The 22,484-nt window shown below is 72.3% G+C and carries 20 protein-coding genes and 2 pseudogenes; 11 read left to right on the top strand and 11 right to left on the bottom strand.

All coding sequences use genetic code 11. From position 1 onward, the window contains the following. Positions 1 to 133: 133 nt before the first annotated feature. Positions 134 to 625: an ATP-binding protein gene (locus tag AB0I69_RS45950; RefSeq protein WP_363101811.1), complete on the top strand. Its 492-nt coding sequence runs from the start codon at positions 134 to 136 to the stop codon at positions 623 to 625. Between the two features lie 67 nt (positions 626 to 692). On the opposite strand, the gene AB0I69_RS45945 is transcribed toward AB0I69_RS45950, so the two are convergent. The 6 genes and pseudogenes from AB0I69_RS45945 to rpmG form a co-directional block, all read right to left on the bottom strand. Further along, positions 693 to 911 carry a DUF397 domain-containing protein gene (locus tag AB0I69_RS45945; protein WP_234478148.1) on the bottom strand — a complete coding sequence of 73 codons (219 nt, stop codon included), beginning with the start codon at positions 909 to 911 and terminating at the stop codon, positions 693 to 695. A gap of 308 nt (positions 912 to 1,219) precedes the next feature. Beyond that, a complete protein-coding gene (rpsR, locus tag AB0I69_RS45940; RefSeq protein WP_363101810.1) occupies positions 1,220 to 1,453 on the bottom strand; it encodes a 30S ribosomal protein S18 in 234 nt (77 codons plus the stop codon). A gap of 2 nt (positions 1,454 to 1,455) precedes the next feature. Beyond that, a pseudogene (locus tag AB0I69_RS45935) lies at positions 1,456 to 1,989 on the bottom strand (GTP-binding protein); the annotation flags it as partial. An 897-nt stretch (positions 1,990 to 2,886) separates the two neighbouring features. Beyond that, positions 2,887 to 3,477, bottom strand: a pseudogene (locus AB0I69_RS45930) (GTP-binding protein); the annotation flags it as partial. 2 nt (positions 3,478 to 3,479) lie between these two features. Next, complete coding sequence (locus AB0I69_RS45925) at positions 3,480 to 3,728, bottom strand: type B 50S ribosomal protein L31 (RefSeq protein WP_363101809.1); 249 nt, start codon at positions 3,726 to 3,728, stop codon at positions 3,480 to 3,482. 5 nt (positions 3,729 to 3,733) lie between these two features. Continuing rightward, a complete protein-coding gene (gene rpmG / locus AB0I69_RS45920; protein WP_200691314.1) occupies positions 3,734 to 3,898 on the bottom strand; it encodes a 50S ribosomal protein L33 in 165 nt (54 codons plus the stop codon). 75 nt (positions 3,899 to 3,973) lie between these two features. Between rpmG and rpmB the strand changes: the two genes are divergently transcribed. From rpmB to AB0I69_RS45900, 4 genes are all read left to right on the top strand, one after another. Then, positions 3,974 to 4,210, top strand: coding sequence for a 50S ribosomal protein L28 (gene rpmB / locus AB0I69_RS45915; RefSeq protein ID WP_019064301.1), 237 nt, complete (start codon positions 3,974 to 3,976; stop codon positions 4,208 to 4,210). Then, the gene (gene rpsN, locus AB0I69_RS45910) at positions 4,210 to 4,515 is read left to right on the top strand and encodes a 30S ribosomal protein S14 (RefSeq protein WP_363101808.1); all 306 of its coding nucleotides are present in this window, start codon (positions 4,210 to 4,212) and stop codon (positions 4,513 to 4,515) included. The genes rpmB and rpsN overlap by 1 nt, the downstream gene beginning before the upstream one ends. 74 nt (positions 4,516 to 4,589) lie before the next feature. Then, positions 4,590 to 5,096: a hypothetical protein gene (locus AB0I69_RS45905; RefSeq protein WP_363101807.1), complete on the top strand. Its 507-nt coding sequence runs from the start codon at positions 4,590 to 4,592 to the stop codon at positions 5,094 to 5,096. A 41-nt stretch (positions 5,097 to 5,137) separates the two neighbouring features. Beyond that, a complete protein-coding gene (locus AB0I69_RS45900) occupies positions 5,138 to 5,659 on the top strand; it encodes a DUF4232 domain-containing protein (protein WP_363101806.1) in 522 nt (173 codons plus the stop codon). Positions 5,660 to 5,665: 6 nt separating this feature from the next. Here the strand turns inward: AB0I69_RS45900 and AB0I69_RS45895 are convergent, their stop codons facing one another. Then, positions 5,666 to 6,790 (bottom strand): DUF2786 domain-containing protein, encoded by a 1,125-nt coding sequence (locus tag AB0I69_RS45895; RefSeq protein ID WP_363101805.1) that lies wholly within the window; start codon positions 6,788 to 6,790, stop codon positions 5,666 to 5,668. Positions 6,791 to 6,951: 161 nt separating this feature from the next. Here AB0I69_RS45895 and AB0I69_RS45890 point away from each other — a divergent pair, with 161 nt between their 5' ends. From AB0I69_RS45890 to AB0I69_RS45875, 4 genes are all read left to right on the top strand, one after another. Then, the gene (locus AB0I69_RS45890; RefSeq protein ID WP_363101804.1) at positions 6,952 to 7,677 is read left to right on the top strand and encodes an ABC transporter ATP-binding protein; all 726 of its coding nucleotides are present in this window, start codon (positions 6,952 to 6,954) and stop codon (positions 7,675 to 7,677) included. Next, positions 7,671 to 9,842, top strand: coding sequence for an FtsX-like permease family protein (locus AB0I69_RS45885; protein ID WP_363101803.1), 2,172 nt, complete (start codon positions 7,671 to 7,673; stop codon positions 9,840 to 9,842). The genes AB0I69_RS45890 and AB0I69_RS45885 overlap by 7 nt, the downstream gene beginning before the upstream one ends. Before the next feature lie 108 nt (positions 9,843 to 9,950). After that, complete coding sequence (locus AB0I69_RS45880; protein ID WP_363101802.1) at positions 9,951 to 10,592, top strand: LysE family translocator; 642 nt, start codon at positions 9,951 to 9,953, stop codon at positions 10,590 to 10,592. A gap of 62 nt (positions 10,593 to 10,654) precedes the next feature. Beyond that, positions 10,655 to 11,371, top strand: a complete 717-nt coding sequence (locus tag AB0I69_RS45875) for a Clp protease N-terminal domain-containing protein (RefSeq protein ID WP_363101801.1) — start codon at positions 10,655 to 10,657, stop codon at positions 11,369 to 11,371. A 23-nt stretch (positions 11,372 to 11,394) separates the two neighbouring features. Here AB0I69_RS45875 and AB0I69_RS45870 read toward each other — a convergent pair whose 3' ends face one another. Further along, entirely contained in the window at positions 11,395 to 11,934 is a 540-nt protein-coding gene (locus tag AB0I69_RS45870) for a Uma2 family endonuclease (RefSeq protein WP_363101800.1), read from the bottom strand. A gap of 243 nt (positions 11,935 to 12,177) precedes the next feature. Between AB0I69_RS45870 and AB0I69_RS45865 the strand changes: the two genes are divergently transcribed. Next, positions 12,178 to 13,866: a bifunctional 3'-5' exonuclease/DNA polymerase gene (locus tag AB0I69_RS45865; RefSeq protein WP_363101799.1), complete on the top strand. Its 1,689-nt coding sequence runs from the start codon at positions 12,178 to 12,180 to the stop codon at positions 13,864 to 13,866. A gap of 58 nt (positions 13,867 to 13,924) precedes the next feature. On the opposite strand, the gene AB0I69_RS45860 is transcribed toward AB0I69_RS45865, so the two are convergent. From AB0I69_RS45860 to AB0I69_RS45850, 3 genes are all read right to left on the bottom strand, one after another. Beyond that, positions 13,925 to 17,206 carry a BTAD domain-containing putative transcriptional regulator gene (locus AB0I69_RS45860; protein WP_363101798.1) on the bottom strand — a complete coding sequence of 1,094 codons (3,282 nt, stop codon included), beginning with the start codon at positions 17,204 to 17,206 and terminating at the stop codon, positions 13,925 to 13,927. 417 nt (positions 17,207 to 17,623) lie between these two features. Further along, the gene (locus AB0I69_RS45855; protein ID WP_363101860.1) at positions 17,624 to 18,517 is read right to left on the bottom strand and encodes a glycosyltransferase; all 894 of its coding nucleotides are present in this window, start codon (positions 18,515 to 18,517) and stop codon (positions 17,624 to 17,626) included. 115 nt (positions 18,518 to 18,632) lie between these two features. Further along, the gene (locus AB0I69_RS45850; protein ID WP_363101797.1) at positions 18,633 to 19,079 is read right to left on the bottom strand and encodes a DUF3052 domain-containing protein; all 447 of its coding nucleotides are present in this window, start codon (positions 19,077 to 19,079) and stop codon (positions 18,633 to 18,635) included. Positions 19,080 to 19,688: 609 nt separating this feature from the next. Here AB0I69_RS45850 and AB0I69_RS45845 point away from each other — a divergent pair. Continuing rightward, positions 19,689 to 22,391 carry an FG-GAP-like repeat-containing protein gene (locus tag AB0I69_RS45845; RefSeq protein WP_363101859.1) on the top strand — a complete coding sequence of 901 codons (2,703 nt, stop codon included), beginning with the start codon at positions 19,689 to 19,691 and terminating at the stop codon, positions 22,389 to 22,391. Positions 22,392 to 22,484 lie beyond the last annotated feature (93 nt).

Here is a 22,484-nt window from a genome sequence, read left to right as displayed (position 1 = left end):
AATTCGGTCAGCTGCACGTGCATCTGCCCTTGCATCTGCCCTACGCATCCGAAACCATGGTCTCGCGCCACCGCTGCATCGCAACGACCGCGAATTCCCGGGAGTGCCTCGCATGGGGACGAATGGATCGACCATGCTCGAGCCGTTACGGCAGGGCCTTCCACCACTGGACCCCTCGGCTGTGTCCAGTGCCGCCTCGTGTTCTCTGCCCGCCCGCTACGAAGCGGTGCGCGAGGCACGGCAGTTCACCCGCCGCACGCTCGACCAGTGGGACATAGGCGACCGCTTCGACGATGTCTGTCTGGTGGTCTCCGAACTGGTCACCAACGCGCTGCGGCACGCGCTGCCGGCCAACACCCCGCGCGTCCCGGAGCAGAACCCGCCCGTGCGGCTGCACTTGATGCGGTGGACCGAGCGGCTGGTGTGCGCGGTGCGCGACCCCAGTCACGACAGTCCCGTCGCCCGCGACTCGGACGACTTCTCGGCGGAGTCGGGCCGCGGCCTGTTCCTCGTCGACTCGTTCAGCGACGGCTGGGGCTGGCACCCGCTCGCGGGCACGCTCAGCGGCAAGGTGGTCTGGGCGCTGTTCCGGCTGCAGCCGGACTGTCTGCGGAACGACACGTGAGGACCGCGGCGCCTTTTGGCGCCGCGGTTCTACGCGCGTTGTCGGCACGAGGTCCTGCGGTGACCTGCTATCCCACTATCAGGTGGTCGAACTCGCCGTCCTTGATGCCCAGGAGCATCGCCTCGATCTCGGCGCGCGTGTAGACGAGCGCCGGACCGTCGGGGAAGCGCGAGTTGCGCACCGCGACGTCTCCGCCGGGCAGCCGCGCGAACTCCACGCAGGATCCCTGCGAGTTGCTGTGCCTGCTCTTCTGCCAGGCCACTCCGTCCAGCTGCGTGGCAGCCATGCCGTTGTACACGTCGAACCCCAAGTACACGCTGTCAACGCGGTGGTCCACAGGTCGCTCCCGGTTGTGCACTGGCTGGTGTGGCCATTGATGCAGTGGTCAACTGTTCCGGATCATAGCCCTGTTCATGTGCAGATGCATGGGCAGATGCACGTGCACGGGGGGTGGTCCTCCGGTTACAGCTTTGACGACTGCTTTACCGATGCCGTTCCAGCGTCTGCCCCGGTCGCTGCGGGACATGTGCTTCCTCACAGGACGTGCACTAGTGAAGACGTGTACCAGGGCGCGGGTGTTCCGGGAGCGAGCGGCTATCGGTTCGCGTACGGCAACAATGCCATCTCCCGGGCGTTCTTGATCGCAGCCGCCAACTGCCGCTGCTGCTGGGCCGATACGCCGGTGACCCGGCGGCTGCGGATCTTGCCGCGGTCGGAGACGAACTTCCGCAGCAGGTCGGTGTCCTTGTAGTCGATGTACGTCACTCCGGCCGCGTCCAGCGGATTACGGCGGGACTTGGTGGGCCTGCGCTCGGGCTTGCGGGGCACGGTCAGATCTCCAGAAAGGCGTCGAAGGCGGGCGGGAAGCGTTTCCAGGCGGTACGGCCGGCGGCGTACTCGGTGTCGGTCAACAGGCAGGACTCCAGGAGCCGTTCGAGTCCGTCGCGGTCGAGGCCGGGGGATGTGAAGACGAGGTGCTGGCAGCAGTCGCCGTGCTCCGGGTGCCAGTCGAGCGCGGCGGCGGCGCGGCGCACCGGCGGCACCAACTCCCAGGCGGCGTCCGGCAACGAGGCCAGCCAGGGCCCCGCGCTCTCCACACACAGGGCACCGCCCGCCGCGTCCCAGTGGAGCAGCGAGTCGGGCTTGTCCGCGAGCCAGAACCGCCCCCGGCTGCGGGCCGCGGCGCAGGTCAGGTCCTCCAACGCGTCGTACAGCCGCTCCGGATGGAAGGGCCGACACCGATGCCAGACGAAGGTGGTCACCCCACACGCGTCGGCCTCGACGGGAAGCAGAGCACAGGCAGGGTGCTGAGCAGCAGCCGCAGCCTCCACATCGAAACCGGCGAGAGCGGCTCGGGCTAGGGGGGAGGTGGGGGGTGGGGTGGGTGTGGGGGTGGGGGTTCTGGGCGTGGGCGTGCCGGGCACGGGCGCTCCGGGCGCTGGCGCTCCGGGCGCGGGCTCGCCAGGCACGGGCGCTCCGAGCGCGGGCGTTCCGAGCGCGGACGCACCGGGCGTGGGCGCACCGGGCGCAGGTGCTCCGGGCACGGGCTCACCAGGCACGGACGTGCCGGGCGCGGGCGTCCCGAGCGCAGGTGCTCCAGGCACGGGCGCTCCGGGCGCGGGCGTCCCAGACACGGACGCACCGGGCGTGGGTGTCCGCGGCGCACCAGATCCGGGCACGCGCTCACCAGGCGCCGGCGTTCCCGGCGCGGGCGTCCCGGGCGCCGGTACTCCGGGCACGGACGTCCCGGACGCAGGCGTCCGCGGCGCACCAGATCCGGGCACGCGCTCACCAGGCGCCGGTGTTCCGGGCACGGCCGTCCCGAACGCAGGTGTCCGAGGCACACCAGATTCAGGCACGGACTCACCAGGCGCGGGTCTCCGAGGCGCACCAGATCCAGGCACGGACTCACCGCGCGCGGGCGTCCGCTGCACACCAGATCCGAGCACGGGCGTTCCCGCCGCCCGGGCCCCGGACTCATCCGACCCCGGTGACCCCGGTCCGGGTGACCCCGACCCCGGCGACCCCGATCCGGGCGACCCCGACCCCGTTGTCCCCGACCCCGGCGACCCCGGTCCCGGCGCTCCGAACCACGACACCCCCGATCCGGACGGCTCGGATCCGCTGATTCTCCAACCGAGTTCCTCGCATCCCGGTGCTCCCGGTGCCCCCGGCGCGAGCGGCCCGGTTGCCGGGGTCCCCAGTCCGTGGGTCCATGGCGGCGACGCCCCCTCGGGGTTCGTGTTCGCCGACCGGCGTTCTCCTACGGCGACTTGTCGGGCTGTCGGGTGCAACTGGCCCAGTAGTTCCCGGTCTTCGGCGTCGGCGTACTCGGAGTCGAGGACGGCGAGGACCGGGGCGTATTCCAGCTGTCGGGCGAAGGTGTCGGCGACCGTTCGCTGGTCCGTGGCCGCTGCCGCGAGGCCGACCGCGGCGAGGTCGTCGCCGTTGCCGAGGTAGGGCAGGAGCAGCGCCGGGTCCACGGCGGTGATGACGCCGGTGACCGTGAGGCCGCCGGAGGTGACCACCTCGGCCATCGCCTTGGGTTCGACGGAGTCCCACAACTCGACGACGGCGAGCCGGACTTGGCCTGCTGCCGCGAGTCGGCGCAGTTCCGGGACCAGGTCCTCGCGCAGGGCGCAGCAGGCGCAGTCGTTGACGAGGGGGGTCTCGCCGGCGGAGACGATGCCCGTGGCGTCCCTGATCGTGCGGACGACCGCGCCCGCGGCGGCCGTGGCGAGGTCGTGGTGGAGGACGACGCTGCCGGGGACGTCGTGGAGGAGGTGGGCGACGGTCGCTCTGCGGGCGTCGGCGTGCAGGCCGCCGACGATCACGACGGAGAGGTCGGGCACGGTCAGTCCTGCTTCCCGTACCGGCGCTCGAAGCGCTCCACGCGGCCGGCCGTGTCCAGGACGCGGGCCGTGCCGGTGTAGAAGGGGTGGCTGACGTTCGAGATCTCGACGTCGACGACGGGGTACGTGCCGCCGTCCGCCCACTCGATCGTCTTCGCGCTCGTCATCGTCGAGCGGGTGAGGAAGGCGTGGCCGGCGGCGCGGTCGCGGAAGACGACCGGGCCGTAGAGCGGGTGGATCTGCTCGCGCATGGCGGTCAGCGCTCCTCTCGGAAGTCGACGTGGCGGCCGGCGGCCGGGTCGTACTTGCGCAGGGTCAGGCGGTCGGGGTCGTTGCGGCGGTTCTTGCGGGTCACGTAGGTGTAGCCGGTGCCGGCGGTGGACCGGAGTTTGATGACCGGGCGGAGTTCGTTGCGAGCCATGGCTGATACCTTACTGAAAATGAATTCCATTAGCAGCACTGGCTACGGCCCCGATCGAGGAGAGGTACGTCACTCGTGTCCGCCCACTGCATGCTGACCGGCGCACAGCCCGGCTTCGGCAACCGCATCTCCCACTCCCACCGGCGCACCTCGCGCCGCTTCGACCCGAACATCCAGTCCAAGCGCTACTGGCTGCCCGGCGAGGGCCGGTACGTACGGCTGCGGCTGAGCACCAAGGGGATCCGGACCGTCGACACGATCGGCGTCGAGGCGGCCGTGGCCCGGATCCGTGCCCGCGGGGTGAGGATCTGATGGCGAAGAAAAGCAAGATCGCGAAGAACGAGCAGCGGCAGCGGGTTGTCGCGCGGTACGCCGCGCGCCGGGCCGAGTTGAAGGAGATCATCCGGCGGCCCGCCTCCACCGAGGCCGAACGGGCCGCCGCCCAGCGGGAATTGAGGAGCCAGCCGCGCGACGCCAGTGCCACCCGTGTGCGCAACCGGGACCAGGTCGACGGGCGCCCCCGCGGCTACTTCCGTGCCTTCGGGCTGTCCCGGGTGAACCTGCGCGGACAGGCTCACAGCGGATACCTACCCGGTGTCCGCAAATCCTCCTGGTAGGCCCTGGTAGCTTGCTCCGGTCGTCCGGCCAAGGCCGACCGGGCGGCCGTCCGGCTACAGCTTGGGAGCTACCAGTGACTACGGCGATTTCGACGGTGTCGACGGTACGGATCGCGGCGGCTGTCGCCGGTCTGGCGGGCGCGCTCGTGCTGACCGCGTGCAGCGGCGGCGATTCCACGGACGACTCCTCGTCCACGCCGAGCGCGTCCGCGACCTCGACCGCCGACTCCGGAGGCTCCACCGGCAGCAGCCCGTCGGCCGCGTCCGACGGGCTGCAGGGCAGCTGGCTCGCCACGACCGACGGCAAGGCCGTGGCACTGGTGGTCACCGGCAAGCAGGCCGCGCTCTTCAGCACCGGCGGGACCGTGTGCAGCGGGACCGCCGGCAAGGAGGCGGGCATGCAGATGATCCACCTCAAGTGCACGGACGGCAGCAAGACCCGGGCGACCGGGATGGTCGGCTCCGTCACCAAGTCGGGCCTCACGGTCACCTGGTCGGGCAGTCTCGGCGAGGAGACGTACACCAAGGCGGAGGGCGGTCAGCTGCCGTCCGGCCTGGCCACGGCGAGCCTCGGGTCGTAGCCGTGTCGGCGGAGTGCCGTCACGTGCGGGATGATCCCCTCATGCGCACCACTTCCCTCACCGTCGCCGCACTCGCGTCGGCTCTGCTCCTGACCGCCTGCAACGGCAGCGGCGGCGGCTCCTCGGACGGCAAGAGCAGCTCGGCCTGCTCGTTCGACGGAGCCGGCGTCCAGGTCGGTCCCGCCAGTACCGCTCCGGCCGCCGGTGACACGGGCGAGGTCCCGGTCTCGATCACCAACCAGAGCAAGCCGTGCACCCTGGACGGCTTCGCCGCCGTCACCCTGCGGGGGAACGGCGACGACGTGACCGTCAGCCGGCTGACGGGCGCCAAGGCACAGCACCTGAAGCTCGCCAAGGGCGACGCGGCGCAGTTCACCATCACCTATGTCCGCGGCAAGGCGGCGGGCGACGACAAGAGTCTCGCCGCGACCGAGCTGGTCCTCACCCTGCCGGGCAGCAAGACCACCAAGAGCTACAAGTGGTCGTACGGACCCGTCCAGGGCAAGGGCGACGTGGGTCACCCGGACGCCTCGGTGAGCGCCTTCACCGTGTCCGGCGACTGACTCCCCTCAGGCTTCCCTTCGGTCGAGCCGCGGCCGGGCCCCGACCTGGGCCCGGTCCGCCGCCTCGGCGCCCTCCGTCCAGCCCGCCTCGTCGCTGACCCCGCGCAGGCGGGTCGTGGTCGTCTCCGGGAACATCTCGTCGACGCGGTCGGTGACGGCGACCTCGCGGGTGGCGAGCACCGGGAGCAGGTCGTCGGTCACCTGTGTCCCGGCGGCCTCGGCCAGCCGGGTCCCGATGCGGTGGGCGTAGGCCGCGAGGAAGGACTGCCGGAAGGTCTTGGTCCGCCGGCGGCCACCCGCCCGCTGGGCCGCCTCCGCCCGCGTCATCGCGGTCGTGGCCTGCACGAGGAGTGAGGTGTAGAGGAGCTCGACCACCTCCAGATCGCCCTCGAAGCCGACGACGGTCGAGAACCCGAAGGCCTCGTTCCACACGGCCCGGCAGTGGTTCGCCCCGGCGACCGCGTCCAGCAGCACCGCCTTCGCCTGCTCGTACGGCGCCTCGACCCCGATCCGGCAGGCCCCGGGCGCGTCCTTCGCCGGCGCCTGCGCGTCGAGCAGCGCCTCGTCGATGCTGTGCCGCGCCATCAGCTCCTGCGCCTTGGCGCTCAGCGCCTCCGCCTCCTCCGGGAAACCGGTCGCCTCCGCCTTGGCGAGCAGCGCGCGGATCCGGGTGAGCATGCGGGACGCGGGCCGACGGCTGTCGTGCTGCCGCTTCGGCTCGTCCAGGGGTTCGAGACTCGGCAGCCGCAGCAGCAGCCGATACAGCTCCAGCACGGTGGTGGCGTGCGTGAACCGGTCGGTGCGGGGCGGCTCGTCGGCGGTCAGCTCGTCGAGCTGGGCGGACCAGCGGGGGCCGCGCGCCCGGTCGTCGGGCGCCTGCGTGCGGATCAGCGCCGAGACGAGCCGTACGTGCACGTCGTCCAACTCCCGCCGCACCAGCCGTACGACATCGGCGGGCTGCCATCCGCGCCGCCAGGCCGCCGCCACGAACTCCCGCCCACGGCGGGCGAGTTCGGGGTCCGACGCGGGGTCGGCGGCGAGGATCGAGGCGCCCGTGTCGAGGGCGTCGTGGGTGTCGGTGTAGAGGGCTGCCTCGAAGGCGCGCTCGACGGTGCCGGTGGTGCTGCTCACCCGTCGATCGTGTCATGGGGCGGCGGGGAGGGGGACTCTGAAAAAGTGTGACACTTTCCGCTAAAGTGTCACACTTTTTCAGGGCGGGTAGGGCTGGGACCACCTCAGGGACGCCCGCTGGTGGTCGTGTTCCGGCAGGCCGGGCGCGGTGCGATGGGGGCATGACACAGACAGTCGTACGGATTCGGGGGCTTCGGCGTCACTACGGCGAGGTGCGCGCCCTCGACGGGGTGGATCTGGACTTCGGCGCCGGGACGTTCACGGCCGTGATGGGGCCGTCGGGGTCGGGGAAGTCGACCTTGTTGCAGTGCGGGGCGGGGCTGGAACGGCCGGGGGCCGGGACGGTGACCGTGGACGGGGTGGAGCTGACCGGGCTGAGTGAACGGCGGCGGACGCTGCTCCGGAGGGAACGGATCGGATTCGTCTTCCAGTCCTTCAACCTCCTCCCCTCCCTCACCGCCGCGCAGAACGTGGCCCTGCCGCTACGACTGGCCGGGCGCCGCCCCTCGCGCGGGGCCGTGCGCGAGGCGTTGGAGCGGGTGGGGCTGGCGGAGCGGGCCGGGCACCGGCCATCGCAGTTGTCCGGCGGGCAACAGCAACGGGTTGCGCTCGCACGGGCGTTGATCACCCGCCCGGCGGTGCTGTTCGCGGACGAGCCGACGGGTGCGCTGGACACGGCCACGGGCCGCCAAGTGCTCGCGCTGCTCCGGGAGTTGGTGGACCGGGAGGGGCAGACGACGGTCATGGTCACGCACGACCCGGTGGCCGCGTCGTACGCCGACCGGGTCGTGTTCCTCGTCGACGGCCGGGTGGGCGGGGAGTTGCGCGCGCCGTCCGCGGCCGAGGTGGCGGCGCGCCTGACGGGCCTGGAGGGAGTGCCGTGCTGATCCTGTCTTCGCTGCGCACGCGGTGGGCCTCGTTGCTGGGCTCCTTCGTCGCCGTGGCGCTGGGGGTCGCGGTGGTGGCGTCGACGGTCGCGGGTCTCGCCGCGGCGGTGGGCGCGCCGGTGCGGGCGCCGGAGCGGTTCGCGTCCTCGCCGGTCGTCGTCATGGGCCGGGACACGCTCACCGTGGAGGTGCGGCGCGGTCCGGCCACCGCGCGGGTGTCGAAGAAGCTCGCTCATCCACACCCTGTGGACAACCAACTCCTGGCCGACTTGCGGGCGTTGGGCCCGGTGCGGACGGACGGCGGCGGGCGGCGGGACGCGGTCGGGGTCGACGCGCCGGTCGCCGCGGTGCGGGCGGTGGTGGGCGAGCGGGCGCGCGTGCTGACGGGGAGTGCGCGGCGGCTCGCCGATCCGGCCGCGGCGCGCGACGCCCAGCAGCTGGTCTCGGTCGTCGCCCTGCTCGGCACGGCCGCGGGGGTCACCGCCTTCGTCTCCGTGTTCGTCACGGCGTCGACCTTCGCCTTCGTGATCGCCCTGCGCAGAAGGGAGTTGGGGCTGCTGCGGATGGCCGGGGCGACACCGGGCCAGGTACGGCGGACGCTGCTCGGGGAGGCAGGGACGGTCGGGATCGTGGCGTCGGCGGCGGGCTGCGCGCTGGGAGTTCGGGGAGCACCCCTGTTGGTGCGGGCGCTGGTCGACGGCGGGGTGGCGCCGTCGTGGTTCACGCTGCGGGCGGCGGCGCACTGGCCGTACGAAGTCGCCTTCGGCGTCGGGGTGTTGGTGGCGCTGGCCGGTGCAGGGACGGCTGCGCGGCGGGCCGGGCGGGTCGGGCCCGCGGAGGCGTTGCGGGAGGCGGCGGTGGACACGGGGGTGCTGCCGTGGTCGCGGAAGCTGATCGGCGGGCTGCTGCTGGCGGCCGGACTCGCCCTGCTCGCAAGGTCGTTGTGGACGGACCCGGCGGACCTGCTGAAACGCAAGACGTACACGACCCGGCCGATGCTCCTGATCACGGCGGTGGCGGCGCTGGCACCGGCGCTGGTGGGCCCTGCGATACGGCTACTGGTACGGCTGCCGGGAGCCGCTGGACTGCTGATCCGCGAGAACTCGGCAGCCTCCGTACGGCGAACTGCCGCTGTGGCGGCGCCGGTTCTGGTGACGGTCGCGCTGGCCGGGTCGCTGCTGGGCTCCGCGTGGACGGTCACGGAGGCTAAGGCGGCGGAGGCACGGGAGCGGACGCGGGCCCAATTCGTCGTCACCGGTGAGGAGTTGAAGGTTCCGGTGGTGCCGGGTGCGACGGTCTCCGCGTCCGCCTCGACCGCGGTCTTCGTACGGGAGGACGGTACGGCCCTCATCCGGTCCGACGCCCGTGCCGTAGCGGATGTGCGGGCGTTCGCCGAGGTCACGCGACTGCCCGTGGTCGCCGGTGACGTACGGAAGTTGGACGACCGGTCGATCGTCGTGAACGAGGAGTGGGAGCGGCACACGGTCGGTGCGTGGGTGCGGGTGTGGCTCGGGGACGGGCGGGCGGCACGGCTGCGGATCGTGGCGGTGCTGGCGCGCGGGACCGGGGACAACGGGGCGTATGTGACGGCGGCGAACGCGGCGGGGGCGGGGGTGGACCGGCTGGAGGTCCGGGTCGCGGGCGGGGCGGCGGAACGGGCGCGGGCAGTGCGGGAGTTGAGGGCGTCCGGGGGGACGGTGCGGAGTGCGGGGGCTTGGCTGGCGGAGGCGTATCCGCGGGTGGGGATGTGGGGTGGCGGGGGTGGTCGGGGTGGGGCACGGACGCGGCTCGGACTGTTCGTGGTGTTGGGCATCTCCCTTGTGTACGCCGGGATTTCGCTCGCCACGACACTGCTGATGGCGATGTCCGTGCGGGGCGACGAGCTGCGGTCACTGCGACTCGCGGGGGCAACTCGCGGGCAGGTGCTGGGAGTTGTGGTGGGTGAGGCCCTGGTGGCTGTGGGGGTGGGGGCCGGGCTCGGGGTGGGGGTGAGTGCGGTCGACCTCGGTGGGTTGGCGGGTGCGTTGGGGGTGTTGGGGGCGCCTGTGCGGGTGGGGGTGCCTTGGGAAGTGGTCGGCGCGTGCGTGGGGGCGTGCGCCGGGGTCGGGGTGGTGGCGGCCGGGGTCGGCGGCGTGGTCGCGATGCGGTCGCGGGTGCGCGGATGAGTACGGTCGCGCATCGCGGTCCGGCCCTCCCCCTCCCGCTCCCGCTCGCCATCTCACTCACCGAAAATCGGTCGCCCCTTCCCCCGGTCGGCTTCGAGCATGGCTCGCATGGTCGACACATCTCTGTACGCAACGTTTCTTGTCGCCGCCTTCGTGCTCTGCATCACGCCCGGTCCCGACATGATGTTCATCGTGGCGATGGGCGGGCGGGGCGGGCCCACGGTGGGCGTGACGGCTGCCTTCGGGGTGGCCTGTGCGATGTTCGTGCACTCGGTGGCCGCGGCGCTCGGGCTGTCGGCGCTGTTCCTGACGCTGCCGGTGCTCTACCACGTGCTGCGCTGGGCGGGCGCGGCCTATCTCCTGTACCTGGCCGTCAAGGCGTTCCGGGAACGGGCGGTGGCGTTCGCGGAGGAGGACCATGGGCAAGGGGTCGGGGTCGGAGTCGGTCGGCGGCGGGCCTTTCTGCAGGGGGCCGTCACCAATCTGCTCAATCCCAAGGTGATCCTCTTCGATGTCGCGTTCCTCCCGCAGTTCGTGAATCCCGAACTGGGGCACGTGGGCGAGCAGTTCCTCGCCCTCGGGTGCACGATCACGGTGATGGGCTTCGTGGTCGACGGTTCGGTCGGGCTGCTCTCCGGGAAGCTGGCGGCGCTGCTGCGGCGGAGCCGACGGGCGGCCCGGGGGCTGAACATCTTCAGCGGGACGGTGTTCACGGGGCTCGCGGTACGGCTGGTGGCTTCGCCGAAGTAAGGGGGCAGCCTGGATGTCAACCCAAGGTTGACAGTGCCCTACTGTCAACCTACGGTTGTCACATGACGACCAATCCGAACGTCACCTCGTCCGTACGTCTCGACGACCTCATCGACGCCATCAAGAAGGTCCACCCCGCGCCGCTCGACCAGCTCCAGGACGCGGTCATCGCCGCCGACCACCTGGGCGACGTGGCCGACCACCTGATCGGGCACTTCGTCGACCAGGCCCGGCGTTCCGGTGCCTCCTGGACGGACATCGGCAGGAGCATGGGCGTCACCCGGCAGGCGGCCCAGAAGCGCTTCGTGGCCAAGGAGTCGGCCGACCTCGACCCCAGCCAGGGGTTCGGCCGGTACACGCCGCGCGCCCGCAACGTGGTGATGGCCGCCCACAACGAGGCCATCGCCGCCCGCAACCCCGAGGGTCGCCCCGAGCACCTGGTTCTCGGTCTGCTCGCGGAACCGGACGCCCTCGCCGCCAAGGCGATCACCAGGCAGGACGTCCTCCTCGACGCCGTACGCCAGGCGGCCACCGCCGCGCTCCCGCCGGCCGCCGAGGAGGTCCCGGACCTCGTCCCCTACGGCCCCGACGCCAAGAAGGTCCTGGAACTCACCTTCCGCGAGGCCCTGCGCCTGGGCCACAACTACATCGGCACCGAGCACATCCTGCTCGCCCTGCTGGAGCACGAGAACGGCGAGGGCGTCCTGAACGGCCTCGGCATCGACAAGCCCACGAGCGAACGGCACATCGCCGAGATGCTGCATCAGCTGCAGGGCTGACGTGCCCCTGCCCGCCGCTCGGGTCAGAACTGGCTCGTGTCGAGGTCGAACCCCAGCGGCTCCGGCAGCGCCACGGTCTTGGAGATCTCGATCTCGGCGGCCCGGGTGTAGCGGTCCTCGGACGGCTCGCTGTACACGATGACCGTCCCGGCCTCGCGGTCGATCAGCAGATAACAGGGGATGCCCGCGCGGGCGTAACCACGGAGTTTGGGACCGCGGTCGTTGTCGGCGGTGGACTCGGACGTCACCTCGCCGACGAGCACGACGGGTGCGGGGTCGTGATAGCGCTGGTCGTCGGCGAAACTGCCCTTCGGGGCGATCACCAGATCGGGGACCACCTGGCCGGTGGCGGACGCGTCCGGAACGTGCAGGCCGATGCCGGTGTAGCGACCGTAGTCCTTTCGATGGTCCCGGACCTGCCCGGTGACCTCGGACACGATCTCCTCATGCTCACCATTCGCCGGAGGCACCACGTGGATCTTCCCTTCGATCAACTCCACGCGCCATCCCTCGGGGGCAGCAGCGTCGAACGCGTCGAAGGCGGCCTCGACCGAAGCCTCCATGCGCCTCTCCTCCGTCTGACTCGGATGAGGAGTCGGTCGACGTTCTGGGGCGGTCAGTGCCACGGCGGACCTCCTTCGTACGGAGCGACCCTGCCAGCGTAGGCGAGAGGGCCGTCCGCGATCTCGTGATGCGTCACTCGTACGAGTGTGCGCGTGACGTTTCTTCGCTCGGGGCCGCTGCGCACGCGACGCGGTTCGCGCAGGTCGGAGCCGTTGTCAGAGCTGCGTGCCACACTCGCGAACATGACCGATCGCTGGGCGCTCGCCCCGGCCGAGGGTGGTGGCGTGGAGGTCGCCGCCCTCGGTCCGGACGGGCTGCCCTCGGGGGTCGTGCGACGGGAACCCGATCTCGTCGAGGCCGTGCGCCGCCGGCCGGACGTGAGCCGGTGGGTGTGGCGGTCCACGGCCGAGGTCTATCCGGCGCTGCTCGCCGCGGGGGTGCGGGTGGAGCGGTGTTACGACGTGGAGGACGCCGAGACCCTGCTGCTCGGGCACGAGGGGCGGCACGGCGAGCCCAGGTCGGCCGCCGCCGCGCTGGCCCGGCTGCGCGGCGGGCCCGTACCGCCGGATCCGCCGCAGCGGTCCGCCGACCCCGGCGCGCAGTCACCCCTGTTCGAGCCGCAGAGCGTCCGTCTCCCGCTGGCCGACCTCCTCGCCGTGTACGCCGAGCAGCAGCAGCGGCACGACACCACCGCGTATCCCGACCGGATGCGACTGCTCACCGCCTCCGAGTCGGCGGGCATGCTGGTCGCCGCCGAGATGAACCGAGCGGGGCTGCCGTGGAGCGCCGACGTCCACCGGGAGATGCTGCACGAGTTGCTGGGCGAGCGGTACACGGGCGGCGGTGAGCCCCGGCGGCTCGCCGAGCTGGCCGACGAGGTGTCCGCGGCCTTCGGGAGACGGGTGCGGCCGGATCTGCCCGCGGACGTGGTCAAGGCCTTCGCGCAGGCCGGGATCAAGGTCAGGTCGACCCGGCGCTGGGAGATCCAGTCCCTCGACCACCCGGCGGTGGAACCGCTCCTGGAGTACAAGAAGCTCTACCGCATCTGGGTGGCCCACGGCTGGTCCTGGCTCCAGGACTGGGTACGGGACGGGCGGTTCCGGCCCGAGTTCATCGCGGGCGGGACCGTCACCGGGCGCTGGGTCACCAACGGCGGGGGCGGGCTCCAGATCCCCAAGGTCATCCGGCGTGCCGTGGTCGCCGACCCCGGCTGGCGGCTCGTCGTCGCCGACGCCGACCAGATGGAACCGCGGGTGCTCGCCGCGATCTCCCGCGACCCCGGGCTGATGGAGGTGGCCGGCCGGGCCACCGACCTCTACCAGTCCGTGTCCGACCGCGCCTTCTCCGGCGACCGCGACCAGGCCAAGATCGCCGTGCTCGGCGCGGTCTACGGCCAGACCTCCGGCGACGGCCTCAAGAACCTCGCCGCACTCAGACGCCGGTTCCCCAAGGCGGTGGCCTACGTCGACGACGCCGCGAAGGCGGGAGAGGAGGGGCGGCTCGTGCGGACCTGGCTGGGGCGGACCTGCCCACCGGTGGCCGGGGGCGAGGACGCGGCGGAGGAGGCGGGAATTCCGCAGGACGAACCCGCCTCCACCCCCACCGACCAGGGCTGGGTGCCCGGCTACGCCTCCACCAACTCCCGCGCCCGAGGCCGCTTCGCCCGCAACTTCGTCGTCCAGGGCAGCGCCGCCGACTGGGCCCTCATCATGCTCGCCGCGCTCCGGCGGTCCTGTGCGGAGCTGGCGGCCGAGCTGGTCTTCTTCCAGCACGACGAGGTGATCGTCCACTGTCCCGAGAAGGAGGCCGAGACCGTGGTCGCCGCGATACGGGAGGCGGCCGACCTCGCCGGGCGGCTGACGTTCGGGGAGACGCCGGTGCGGTTCCCGTTCACCGTCGCGGTGGTCGAGTGCTACGCCGACGCCAAATAGGGCCGGAGCTACGCCGGTCAACTGAAGCCGGGGCTACGGCGGTCAACTAAAGCCCGGGCTACGGCAGTCGACGCGCGTCACGCTGTGACAACAGCTCGCCCAGCTCCCGCACCACCGCCTTCTCGTCCGTCCCGTCCAGCGCGTCGAGAGCGGCCCGCCACTCCTCGTACGCCTCCTCGGCACGGCCCTGTTCCCGCAGCAGCAGGCCGTGTTGGTGGCGGGCGAGACCGCCCATGTAGCGGTCGGCGCGGGCCTCCGCGCGGCGCAGGAGTTCCGCGCACTCGGTGCCGGCGCGTTCGGTACGGCCGAGGGGCCGCAGGGCACGGACCAGGCCGAGCCGGGTCTGCGACTCGCCGTGCCAGTCGCCGTGGCCGCCGAGGATGCGCAGGCTCTCCTCGAAGTGCGGCAGGGCGGCGGCCGGTTCACCGAGGGCGAGGTGGGCGTAGCCGATGTTGCAGTGCGCGGAGTGCTGCACGATGACCGCGCCGATCTCGTCGCCGATGGCCAGCGAGCGGCGGTGCTGCTCGATGGCGGCCCGCGGGTCGGTGTGCTCGTACAGGTTGCCGAGATGGCTGTACGTCACGGCCTCGCCGTACGGGTCGTTCAACTGCCGTGAGTACGCCAGGCTCTGGCGCAGCGCGACCCCGGACTCGGCGTACTGGCCCAGCCCTTCGAGGAGCAGGCCCCGGTTGTTGAGGCAGCGGCGGATCCAGGAGACCGCGTCGAGCCGCCACCAGATCGCCAGCGCCTGGTCGTTGAGGCCGAGGGCCTCGCTCTGCCGGCCGGTCAGGAAGTGCAGCCCGGCGAGATCGCCCAGCGCGTACGCCTCCGCCGCCGCGTCCCCGAGCCGCCGCGCCGCGCCCAGGGCGGCCCGGCCGAGCACCTCCATCTCGGCGACCCGGCCGCTGCGCAGGACGTACGGGAAGAGGAGCCGGACGAGGGTCGAGACCTGGGCGGTCCGGTGGAGGTAGGGGGTGTCGCGGTACCGGGTCACGAGCGTGACCACGTTCTCCAGCTCCAAGTCGCCCCAGGCGAAGGCGTCTTGGGAGCCGGGGAAGGGAGCGGTGGCTGTCACCTCCGCCGCGTGTCCGGGAGGCTGGGCGGCGGTCGGGCGGCGGCGGTCGTCCTGGTCGAGGCCCGGTTCGACGATCGCGGTGAGGGCGCGCTCGGCGACGGCGGCGTACCAGCCGAGGGCGGTGTCGACGAGGTCGCCGGGCGGCTCGTTCTCCGCCAGTTCGCGGGCGAAGTCGCGGACCAGGTCGTGGGGTGCGTAGCGGCCGTACGCCGTCTCCTCCAGGAGCGCCACGTCGACGAGGCGGTCGAGGGCGGCCTCGGCCCGGCGTTCGTCGGTGCCGGTGATCCGGGCGAGCAGGGGTGCGCCGTACGCCGGGAGGTCGAGGGCGCCGATGTGGCGCAGGGCGAGGGCCGCGTCCCGGTCGGTCTCACGGTCCGCGGCGGCGAGGGCGTCGTGGGCGACGGCCAGGGAGCGGCGGACGCTGAGGTCGTCGTACTCCAGGTGGTGCAACCGGCCTTCGGTGGCGGCGAGTTGACCGGCCAGCGTGTCCGGGGTGAGGGCCCGGCGGGCGGCCAGCCGGGCGGCGACGACGCGCAGGGCGAGCGGGAGGCGGCCGGTGAGTTCGACGAGCGGGTGGCCCGCGTCGAGGCCGTCCCTGCCCGAGACCGCGCGCAGCAGTGCCGCGCTGTCCTCGCCGGACAGGGGCGCGAGCGGGAACCGGCGGGCACCGTCGAGCGCGGTCAGCGGCGAACGGCTGGTGACGAGCACCGCGCAACCGGTGCCCGCCGGCAGCAACGGCCGTACCTGGGCGGCACTCTCGGCGTCGTCCAGCACCATGAGCGTGCGGGTCGGGGCGAGCAGCGAGCGCAGCAACGTGGCTGCCGCGTCCGGGTGTTCGGGGATGTGCCGGGGTTCGGCGCCGAGGTCACGGAGCAGCGCGTGGAGCGCCTGGCCGGAGGTGAGGGGGGTCATGCCCGGGGTGGCGCCGTGCAGGTTCACGTACAACTGCCCGTCGGGGAAACGGTTCCGCAGCTCATGGGCCGTATGCAGCGCGAGGGCGCTCTTGCCGACGCCTGCCATGCCGCTGATGACGGCGAGGGGGTGGGGACGGGGAGGGGGAGGGGAGCCGGGCTCGGCGGCGGTGCGGGGCGCGAGGGTGTCGTGCAGGGCGCGGAGGGTGTCGGATCGGCCGGTGAAGTGGGCGGGTGGGGGCGGGAGTTGGGCGGGGCGGGGGGAGGTGGGCGAGTGAGGGGTGGGTCGGTCCCCGGCGTCGGGGGCGAGGGGGGCGGGGGCAGTGGGGTCGGGGGCGCCGGGGGCGTTCGCCGGCTCGCCCCCGCCGGTGGCCTCGACGGCGCCGACGTGCCCCGGAGCGTCGATGTGCCCGATGTCCGCCGCCCGTCCCGCGACCGGCACCCTCCAGGCTGCCGCCCCCCGCGGCAGATCCCACCCCTCCCGCACCTCCGTACCCTGCGGCATCTCCGCACGCGCCTCCCGGACCGAAGCCCCCGGCGCCACACCCCCGTACCCCTCCCCGTACTCCCCGTACTCCTCGTACTCCTCTCGACGCACCTCCGGCGCCGCCGCCTCCCCCCGCAAGACCTCGGCATGCGCCTCCCGTACCGCCGCCCCCGGCTCGATGCCGAGTTCCTCGATCAGGCGGTTGCGCAGGTCCCGGTGGACGGCCAGGGCTTCGGGCTGGCGGCCGGTGCGGTGGAGGGCGAGCATCAGCTGGCGGTGGTAGCCCTCCCGGAGGGGGTGGTCGGCGACCAGTGCGGCCAACTCCGGTACGAGCGCGCCGAGTCGTACGCCGCCGAGGGCCAGTTCGGCGTCGTAGCGCCATTCGAGGACGAGGAGGCGGGCCTCCGTGAGGCGTTGTGCGAAGGCGTAGCCGCCGAGTTCGGCGGGCAGGCCGCTGAGCGGGGTGCCGCGCCACAGGGCGAGCGCCGCTGTGCATTCGCGGATGGTGCGGGGCCGGTCGCGGGCGGCGTGTGCGGCGCGGGCCGCGGCGACGTGGGTCTCGAAGACGTGGACGTCGAGTTCGCCCTCGTCGACGCGGAGCACATAGCCGGGCGGGACTGCGCGCAGCCGGTCGGGGTCGTCGAGGAGGCGGCGCAGGCGGGTCACGTGGTTGTGCAGGGAGGCGTGTGCGGAGGCCGGCGGTGAGCCGCCCCACAGGGCGTCCTTGAGGGCGTCGACGGAGACCACCCGGCCCGGTTCCAGGAGCAGCGCGGCGAGCAGGACCCGCACCTTGGGGCTGGTGACGGCACGGACCGGGTCGTAGAAGACAGGCGTGCCCAGCAGTCCGAACCGCAGCTCGCGCCGCATCACGCCGACCTGTCGCCTTTCCGCGCGGCCCCGTCGGACCGTGCTCCGCGGCGGAGGTTCCGCCGTCGTTGGCGGAATTCCGCCCTGCTCACGGCGGTTTCCCGCCACCCTGTCCCGGCCGTCGAGGGCCGGGATCCGCTACCGTACCGGCCGTCTGCCGCCACCGCCCGGCGAGTTCACGCCACACGGCCCAGGAGCATCGCGGGCACCGTTGGCCACATGTTAGCGATTCGTTGGTGCAACCTGATGTGATCACATCATCGGATCTGGCCCGACGGTGCGCGCGTACGACGCGCAACTCGGGGGAGTGTCGCCGTCGTGGCCGGGTCCGGGGACGCGAGAGGGCCCCGGTCGGCGGAGGTGAACGACCGGGGCTCTCGTCCCTTATCTGTCTGCGCTGTCTGCGCGTTCCACGGATCAGATGACGGGCGGGCGGCCCAGCCGCGTCAGCCGCCACACCGTCCGCCAGCGCATGGCCCGCCGCTCGCCGGCCGGTTCGCGCACGCCCTCCACGAATCCGCCGAACCAGGCCCGCAGCCCGCCGAGCGACCGTGTCCGTACGAGGGTGAGCAGCGTCCAGACGCCCAGGTGCACCGGGATCAGCGCGAGCGGCAGCCGGCGCCGGACCAGCCAGACGCGGTTGCGGGCGGTGACCCGGTAGTAGATGGCGTGCCGGGCGGGCGAGGTCTTGGGGTGCTGGAGGAGCAGCTCGGGGGCGTAACGGATGCGCCAGCCTGCGTCGGCGGCCCGCCAGGCGAGGTCGGTCTCCTCGTGCGCGAAGAAGAACTCGGCCGGCCAGTCCCCCGTCTCGGCGAGCATCGCCATGCTCAACGCATGCCCGCCGCCGAGGAACCCGGTGACGTAGCCGCCCTCCATCGGGTCCCCCGCGCCGACCCTCGGCACATGGCGCCGCTGGGTCTCCCCGTGCTCGTCGGCGATCCGGAACCCGACGATGCCGAGGCGGGGCTCGGCCGCGTACAGATCCCGTACCCGGCGCAGCACGTCGGCGTCGACGAGGAGTCCGTCGTCGTCGAGTTCCACTACGACGTCCACGTCGCCGAACTCGCGGAGGCGGGCCAGGCCCACGTTCCGGCCGCCGGGGCAGCCGAGGTTCTCGTCGACGTCGATGGTGGTGACCTCGCCGGGCAGGGAGAGCCGGTCGGCGAACTCGGGGAGCCGGCAGCCGTTTCCGACGATCACGATGCGGGTGGGCGGGAGGTCCTGCTTGGCCACGGACTCCAGGAGCGCGTCGACCTCTGCGGGCCGGTTGCCCATGGTCACCACGGCGACGGCGATCCTCGGATCCACCATGTCCACCACGTCCCACACTCCGTCCGGCCATCCGGTGATGCCCGCGCTCCGACCGCACGGCACTCACCGTTCACCAAGATGTTGCCTCACGTCGGCCGATGGCTACGACTCAAGTTCATTTTGCGGCACCTTTGTTGTGGCTTTGCCGGTTTTCCCTCCGTCGCACGAACTTCAGCCCCGACCAGTCGTCGCCCAGCGCGGCGACCTTCACATCGACGACCCCGAGCGGGAGGAAGAGCTCGCGCAGGCCGTTCTCGGTGATGTCACTGACGTGGCCTGCGGCCTTGCGCGGCCAGGCGATCCACAGCATGGCGGTGTCGGCGAGATCGAGGACCAGGCCCGGGGCTTCGTCGCCCAGGTGCCGCCGTTCGCGGTAGAAGGCGACGGTGACGTCCGCGCCGCGCGGGCCGCCGACGGTGACTTCGCAGTCGGCGGGGAGTCCGGGGATGTCCCAGTGGTCGGGGGCGTGGCGCAGGCGGAGTTGGTGTCCGGGCTTGACGCCGATCTTCTTGGCGAGGGGGGTGCCGGAGTAACCTCCGGACGCCGTAGGGGAGTTGACCATGCCTGTCCTTCGTCCCGAGCACCGTTATGAGGAAGTGATCCGCGGTACACCCGATGATCCAGAAGCCGCTGTTAATCTCCGGTGCATCTTGCATGGGGGGACAGCCGGGGGGCTGTAGATACTGCACGGTACTCGCCGACGTGTACGTGGATGCGTACGTGAACGCGTACTTCGGCCACCGCCGTCCCGCCACGCCCTGTCCTCGTCCAGGAGGCCGCGTTGGCCCGCCGTACCGTCGCTCGCCGTATCACCGGCCGCCGTATCACCGCCCGTGGCGTCGTCGCCGCGTCGGCGGTTCTCCTCGTGGTCGCCGGGCCCGGATCGCTGTCCGTACCGGCCGGTGCGGTCGGGGACGCCTCTGTCGCGGCGGAGACGGTCTTCCAGTCGGACCGTTACGTCCCGCGCGGCGACGCGCTGTACTCCGCCGGTCCGAGCGGCTATCTGCATGCGCGGGAGGGGAGTCCGGGGTACCTCTGGACGTCGTACGACACCGGTACGACGACCGAACTCGGCAGTCTCCCCAGGATCAACACCCGCGCGTACCTCGGCTCGTCGTCCGACATCGTGTCCGATGTCGTCTCGTCCACTTCGAAGGTCGTCCTCAGGGACATGGCCGCCGGCACGAGCACGGACGTCGCCCTCACGCACGGCGCATACCGGGCGACGTTCGGCTCCCACGTGGTGACCGAGGCCCGGGTCGGCGGCAGTCGCGTGCTGTACCTGTACGGCGACGGCGCGCCCGCGGACGGCACACTGATCGACGGGTGGCCGACCGGTGTCTCCAACTACCTCTCCGTCATGGGCGGCGACAGCGGTACCGCGGTCTTCGGCTACCTCCTGGGAGACCAGTACCACCTGGCGCTGGTGGACCTCGCCGCCGCGAAGGTCACCGCCGATGTGCCGCTGTCCGCCGCCCCCGCGGGCGTCGCGCTGAGCGCGGACAAGCTGGTCTGGTACGCCTCGGGCGCCACCACCGCGCATGTCCTGGACCGCGCCGACCTGTCCGCCGCCGAGACGACCGTGACACTGCCCGGCACGACGGGCACCCCCACCCTGGGCATCGCCGGCCACTGGCTGGTGGTCGCCCGCTCCACGACGTCGGACGACTACTCCGACTCCTCCGGCAAGCCGCTCATGGCCGTCCCCCTCACGGGCGGCGACGCGGTCACCCTGCTCCGGCACGCGAACACCTCGGTCACCCCGACACCGGACGGCGGCCTGCTGGTCGCGGGCGGCGCCGACTCCGCGCACTGGGCGGTACGCAAGGTCACCGACACGGGGACGGAAGCGCCGGCGCTGACAGAGGTGACGGCCGTACCGCCGGTGGCCGCCACGATCGACCGGCTGTCGCTGCAGAACGGCACCCTGGTCACCGACGAGCACAACTCCAGCTTCCTGGGCGCCTATTACACCCGGCAGGTCTCGCCGACCGGCGGCTCCTACACGCCGAGCGCACCGACCTGGCAGACCTGGGACGGCCGCGGGACGGGTCCGTACGCCACCGGCGAGGGCCACGCGGTGACGTTCACGGCCTCCCCCGACCCCTCCATAGGGTCGTACGTCCAGTCGATCGACACCGACCCGGTGGGCTTCTATCTGCCCTCCGCCAACGGAACCGTCCTCGACATCTCCGGCCGCTACGCGATCGTCAACGGCTCCTCCCCCGCCAAGCAGTACGTCGGCGACCTCGGCGTCTACAGCGATCTCCGGCCCATCGTCACCCGCTCCGTCACCGCCGCCTCCGTCTGGGGGACAAAGCTGTGGACCCCGGGTTCCGGCAATGGCGTAGTCACTGCGAAGGACCTGAAGACCGGCAAGGCGACGGACACCGTCAGCACCGGCGCCCCGTGCGTCGCCAAGGAGTTGCAGGTCGTAGGCCGTTGGATCTACTGGTCGTGCGGCCCGACCGCCGCGGCAGGCGTCTGGGACCGTACGGCGAAGAAGAACATCACCGTGCCGTCCGGCGAGGCGCTGCTCGGCGACGGCTATCTCGTCCGGCACGACACCGCGGCCGGGGTGCTCCAGCTCACCGCCTTCGCCGACGGCACCGCGACCACCCGCACGATCGGCAGCCTCGCGGCGAGCAGCACCAACTCCAGCCTGCGCGGGGTGAGTTGGACCGTGGACAAGTTCGGCGGCCCGGCGGCCTACGTCGACGCCGACCACCTCATCCACCTGGTGCCCAGCGGAGTCGCCCCGCAGCCGCTCGCGATCACCGAGTCCGAGGCGACCGACAACACCTCGGGGCCCGGCGCGATCAGCAGCCCGTGGTGGCAGTACCGCGCGGTGCTCTCCCGGCCCGCCGCCTCCTGGACGGCCACGCTGACCAGCAAGGCCACGGGCAAGGCGGTACGCACGTTGACCGGCGGTGAGGTGGACGGGACGCTGACCGCGCGCTGGGACCTCCGCGACGCCACGGGCGCGCTCGTCCCCAACGGGGCGTACACCTTCAAGCTGACGGCCGCGCCCGCCGACGGCTCGGGGGCGGCGCTGACGATGTCGCGGACGATGAACGTGTCCACCGGGGCAGCCGTCCGCCGCGACTTCACCAACCACAGCACCTGGGGGCCCGACGGCATCGGCGACGTCCTCGCCCTCTCCTCCTCCGGGACCGTCAGCTACCGGCCGGGCGACGGGACGGGCGGTTTCTCCGGCGCCATGTCGGCCTCAGGCTGGCCCTCCACCGTGACCCTGGTCCCGTTCGGCGACCTGAACGGCGACCGCCAGAACGACGCCCTGGTCCGCTTCGCCAGCGGTGAACTGCGCGTCTACCGCACCTACCGCGGCCAGGCGTTCATCACCGACGCCCCGCACACGTCACTGGGCACCGGCTGGAACCAGTACAACGTGCTGACCTCCCCCGGCGACCTCACCGGCGACGGCCGCCCCGACCTGATCGCCCGCAAGGCATCCACCGGCGAGGTCTTCCTCTACAAGGGGACCAGCGCGGGCAAGCTGTCGGCACGGGTGCGCATCGCGACCGGCTGGTCCGGCTACAAGAAGATCGTCGGCATCGGCGACTTCAACGGCGACGGCCGCGGCGACCTCCTCGCCCAGGACAAGTCCAACACCCTCTGGCGCTACGACGGCAACGGCACCGGCGGCTTCAAGTCCCGCGTGAAGCTCGCCACCAACTGGGGCTCGTCCTACAACGTCGTCATCGGCGTCGGCGACCTCACCGGCGACGGCAGGCCGGACCTCGTCTCCCGCGACACGGCGGGCACGGTGTGGCGCAACTCCGGTGACGGGAAAGGGTCGTTCGGCCCCCGCACGAAGATCGCCACGGGCTGGCAGACGTACAAGGGCCTGTGAGGACAAGCTGGCCAACGCGGACAAGCTCGCCCCCAAGCTCAAGCGCGAGCTGGAGATCATCGCCGAGGACGGCCGCCGCGCCAAGAACCACCT

This window comes from Streptomyces sp. NPDC050508, assembly GCF_040655155.1.
In the GTDB taxonomy this organism is placed as follows: Bacteria; Actinomycetota; Actinomycetes; order Streptomycetales; family Streptomycetaceae; genus Streptomyces.
The sequence above is the reverse complement of the archived record's forward strand: the minus strand, read 5'-3'. Positions and strand labels throughout refer to the sequence as shown.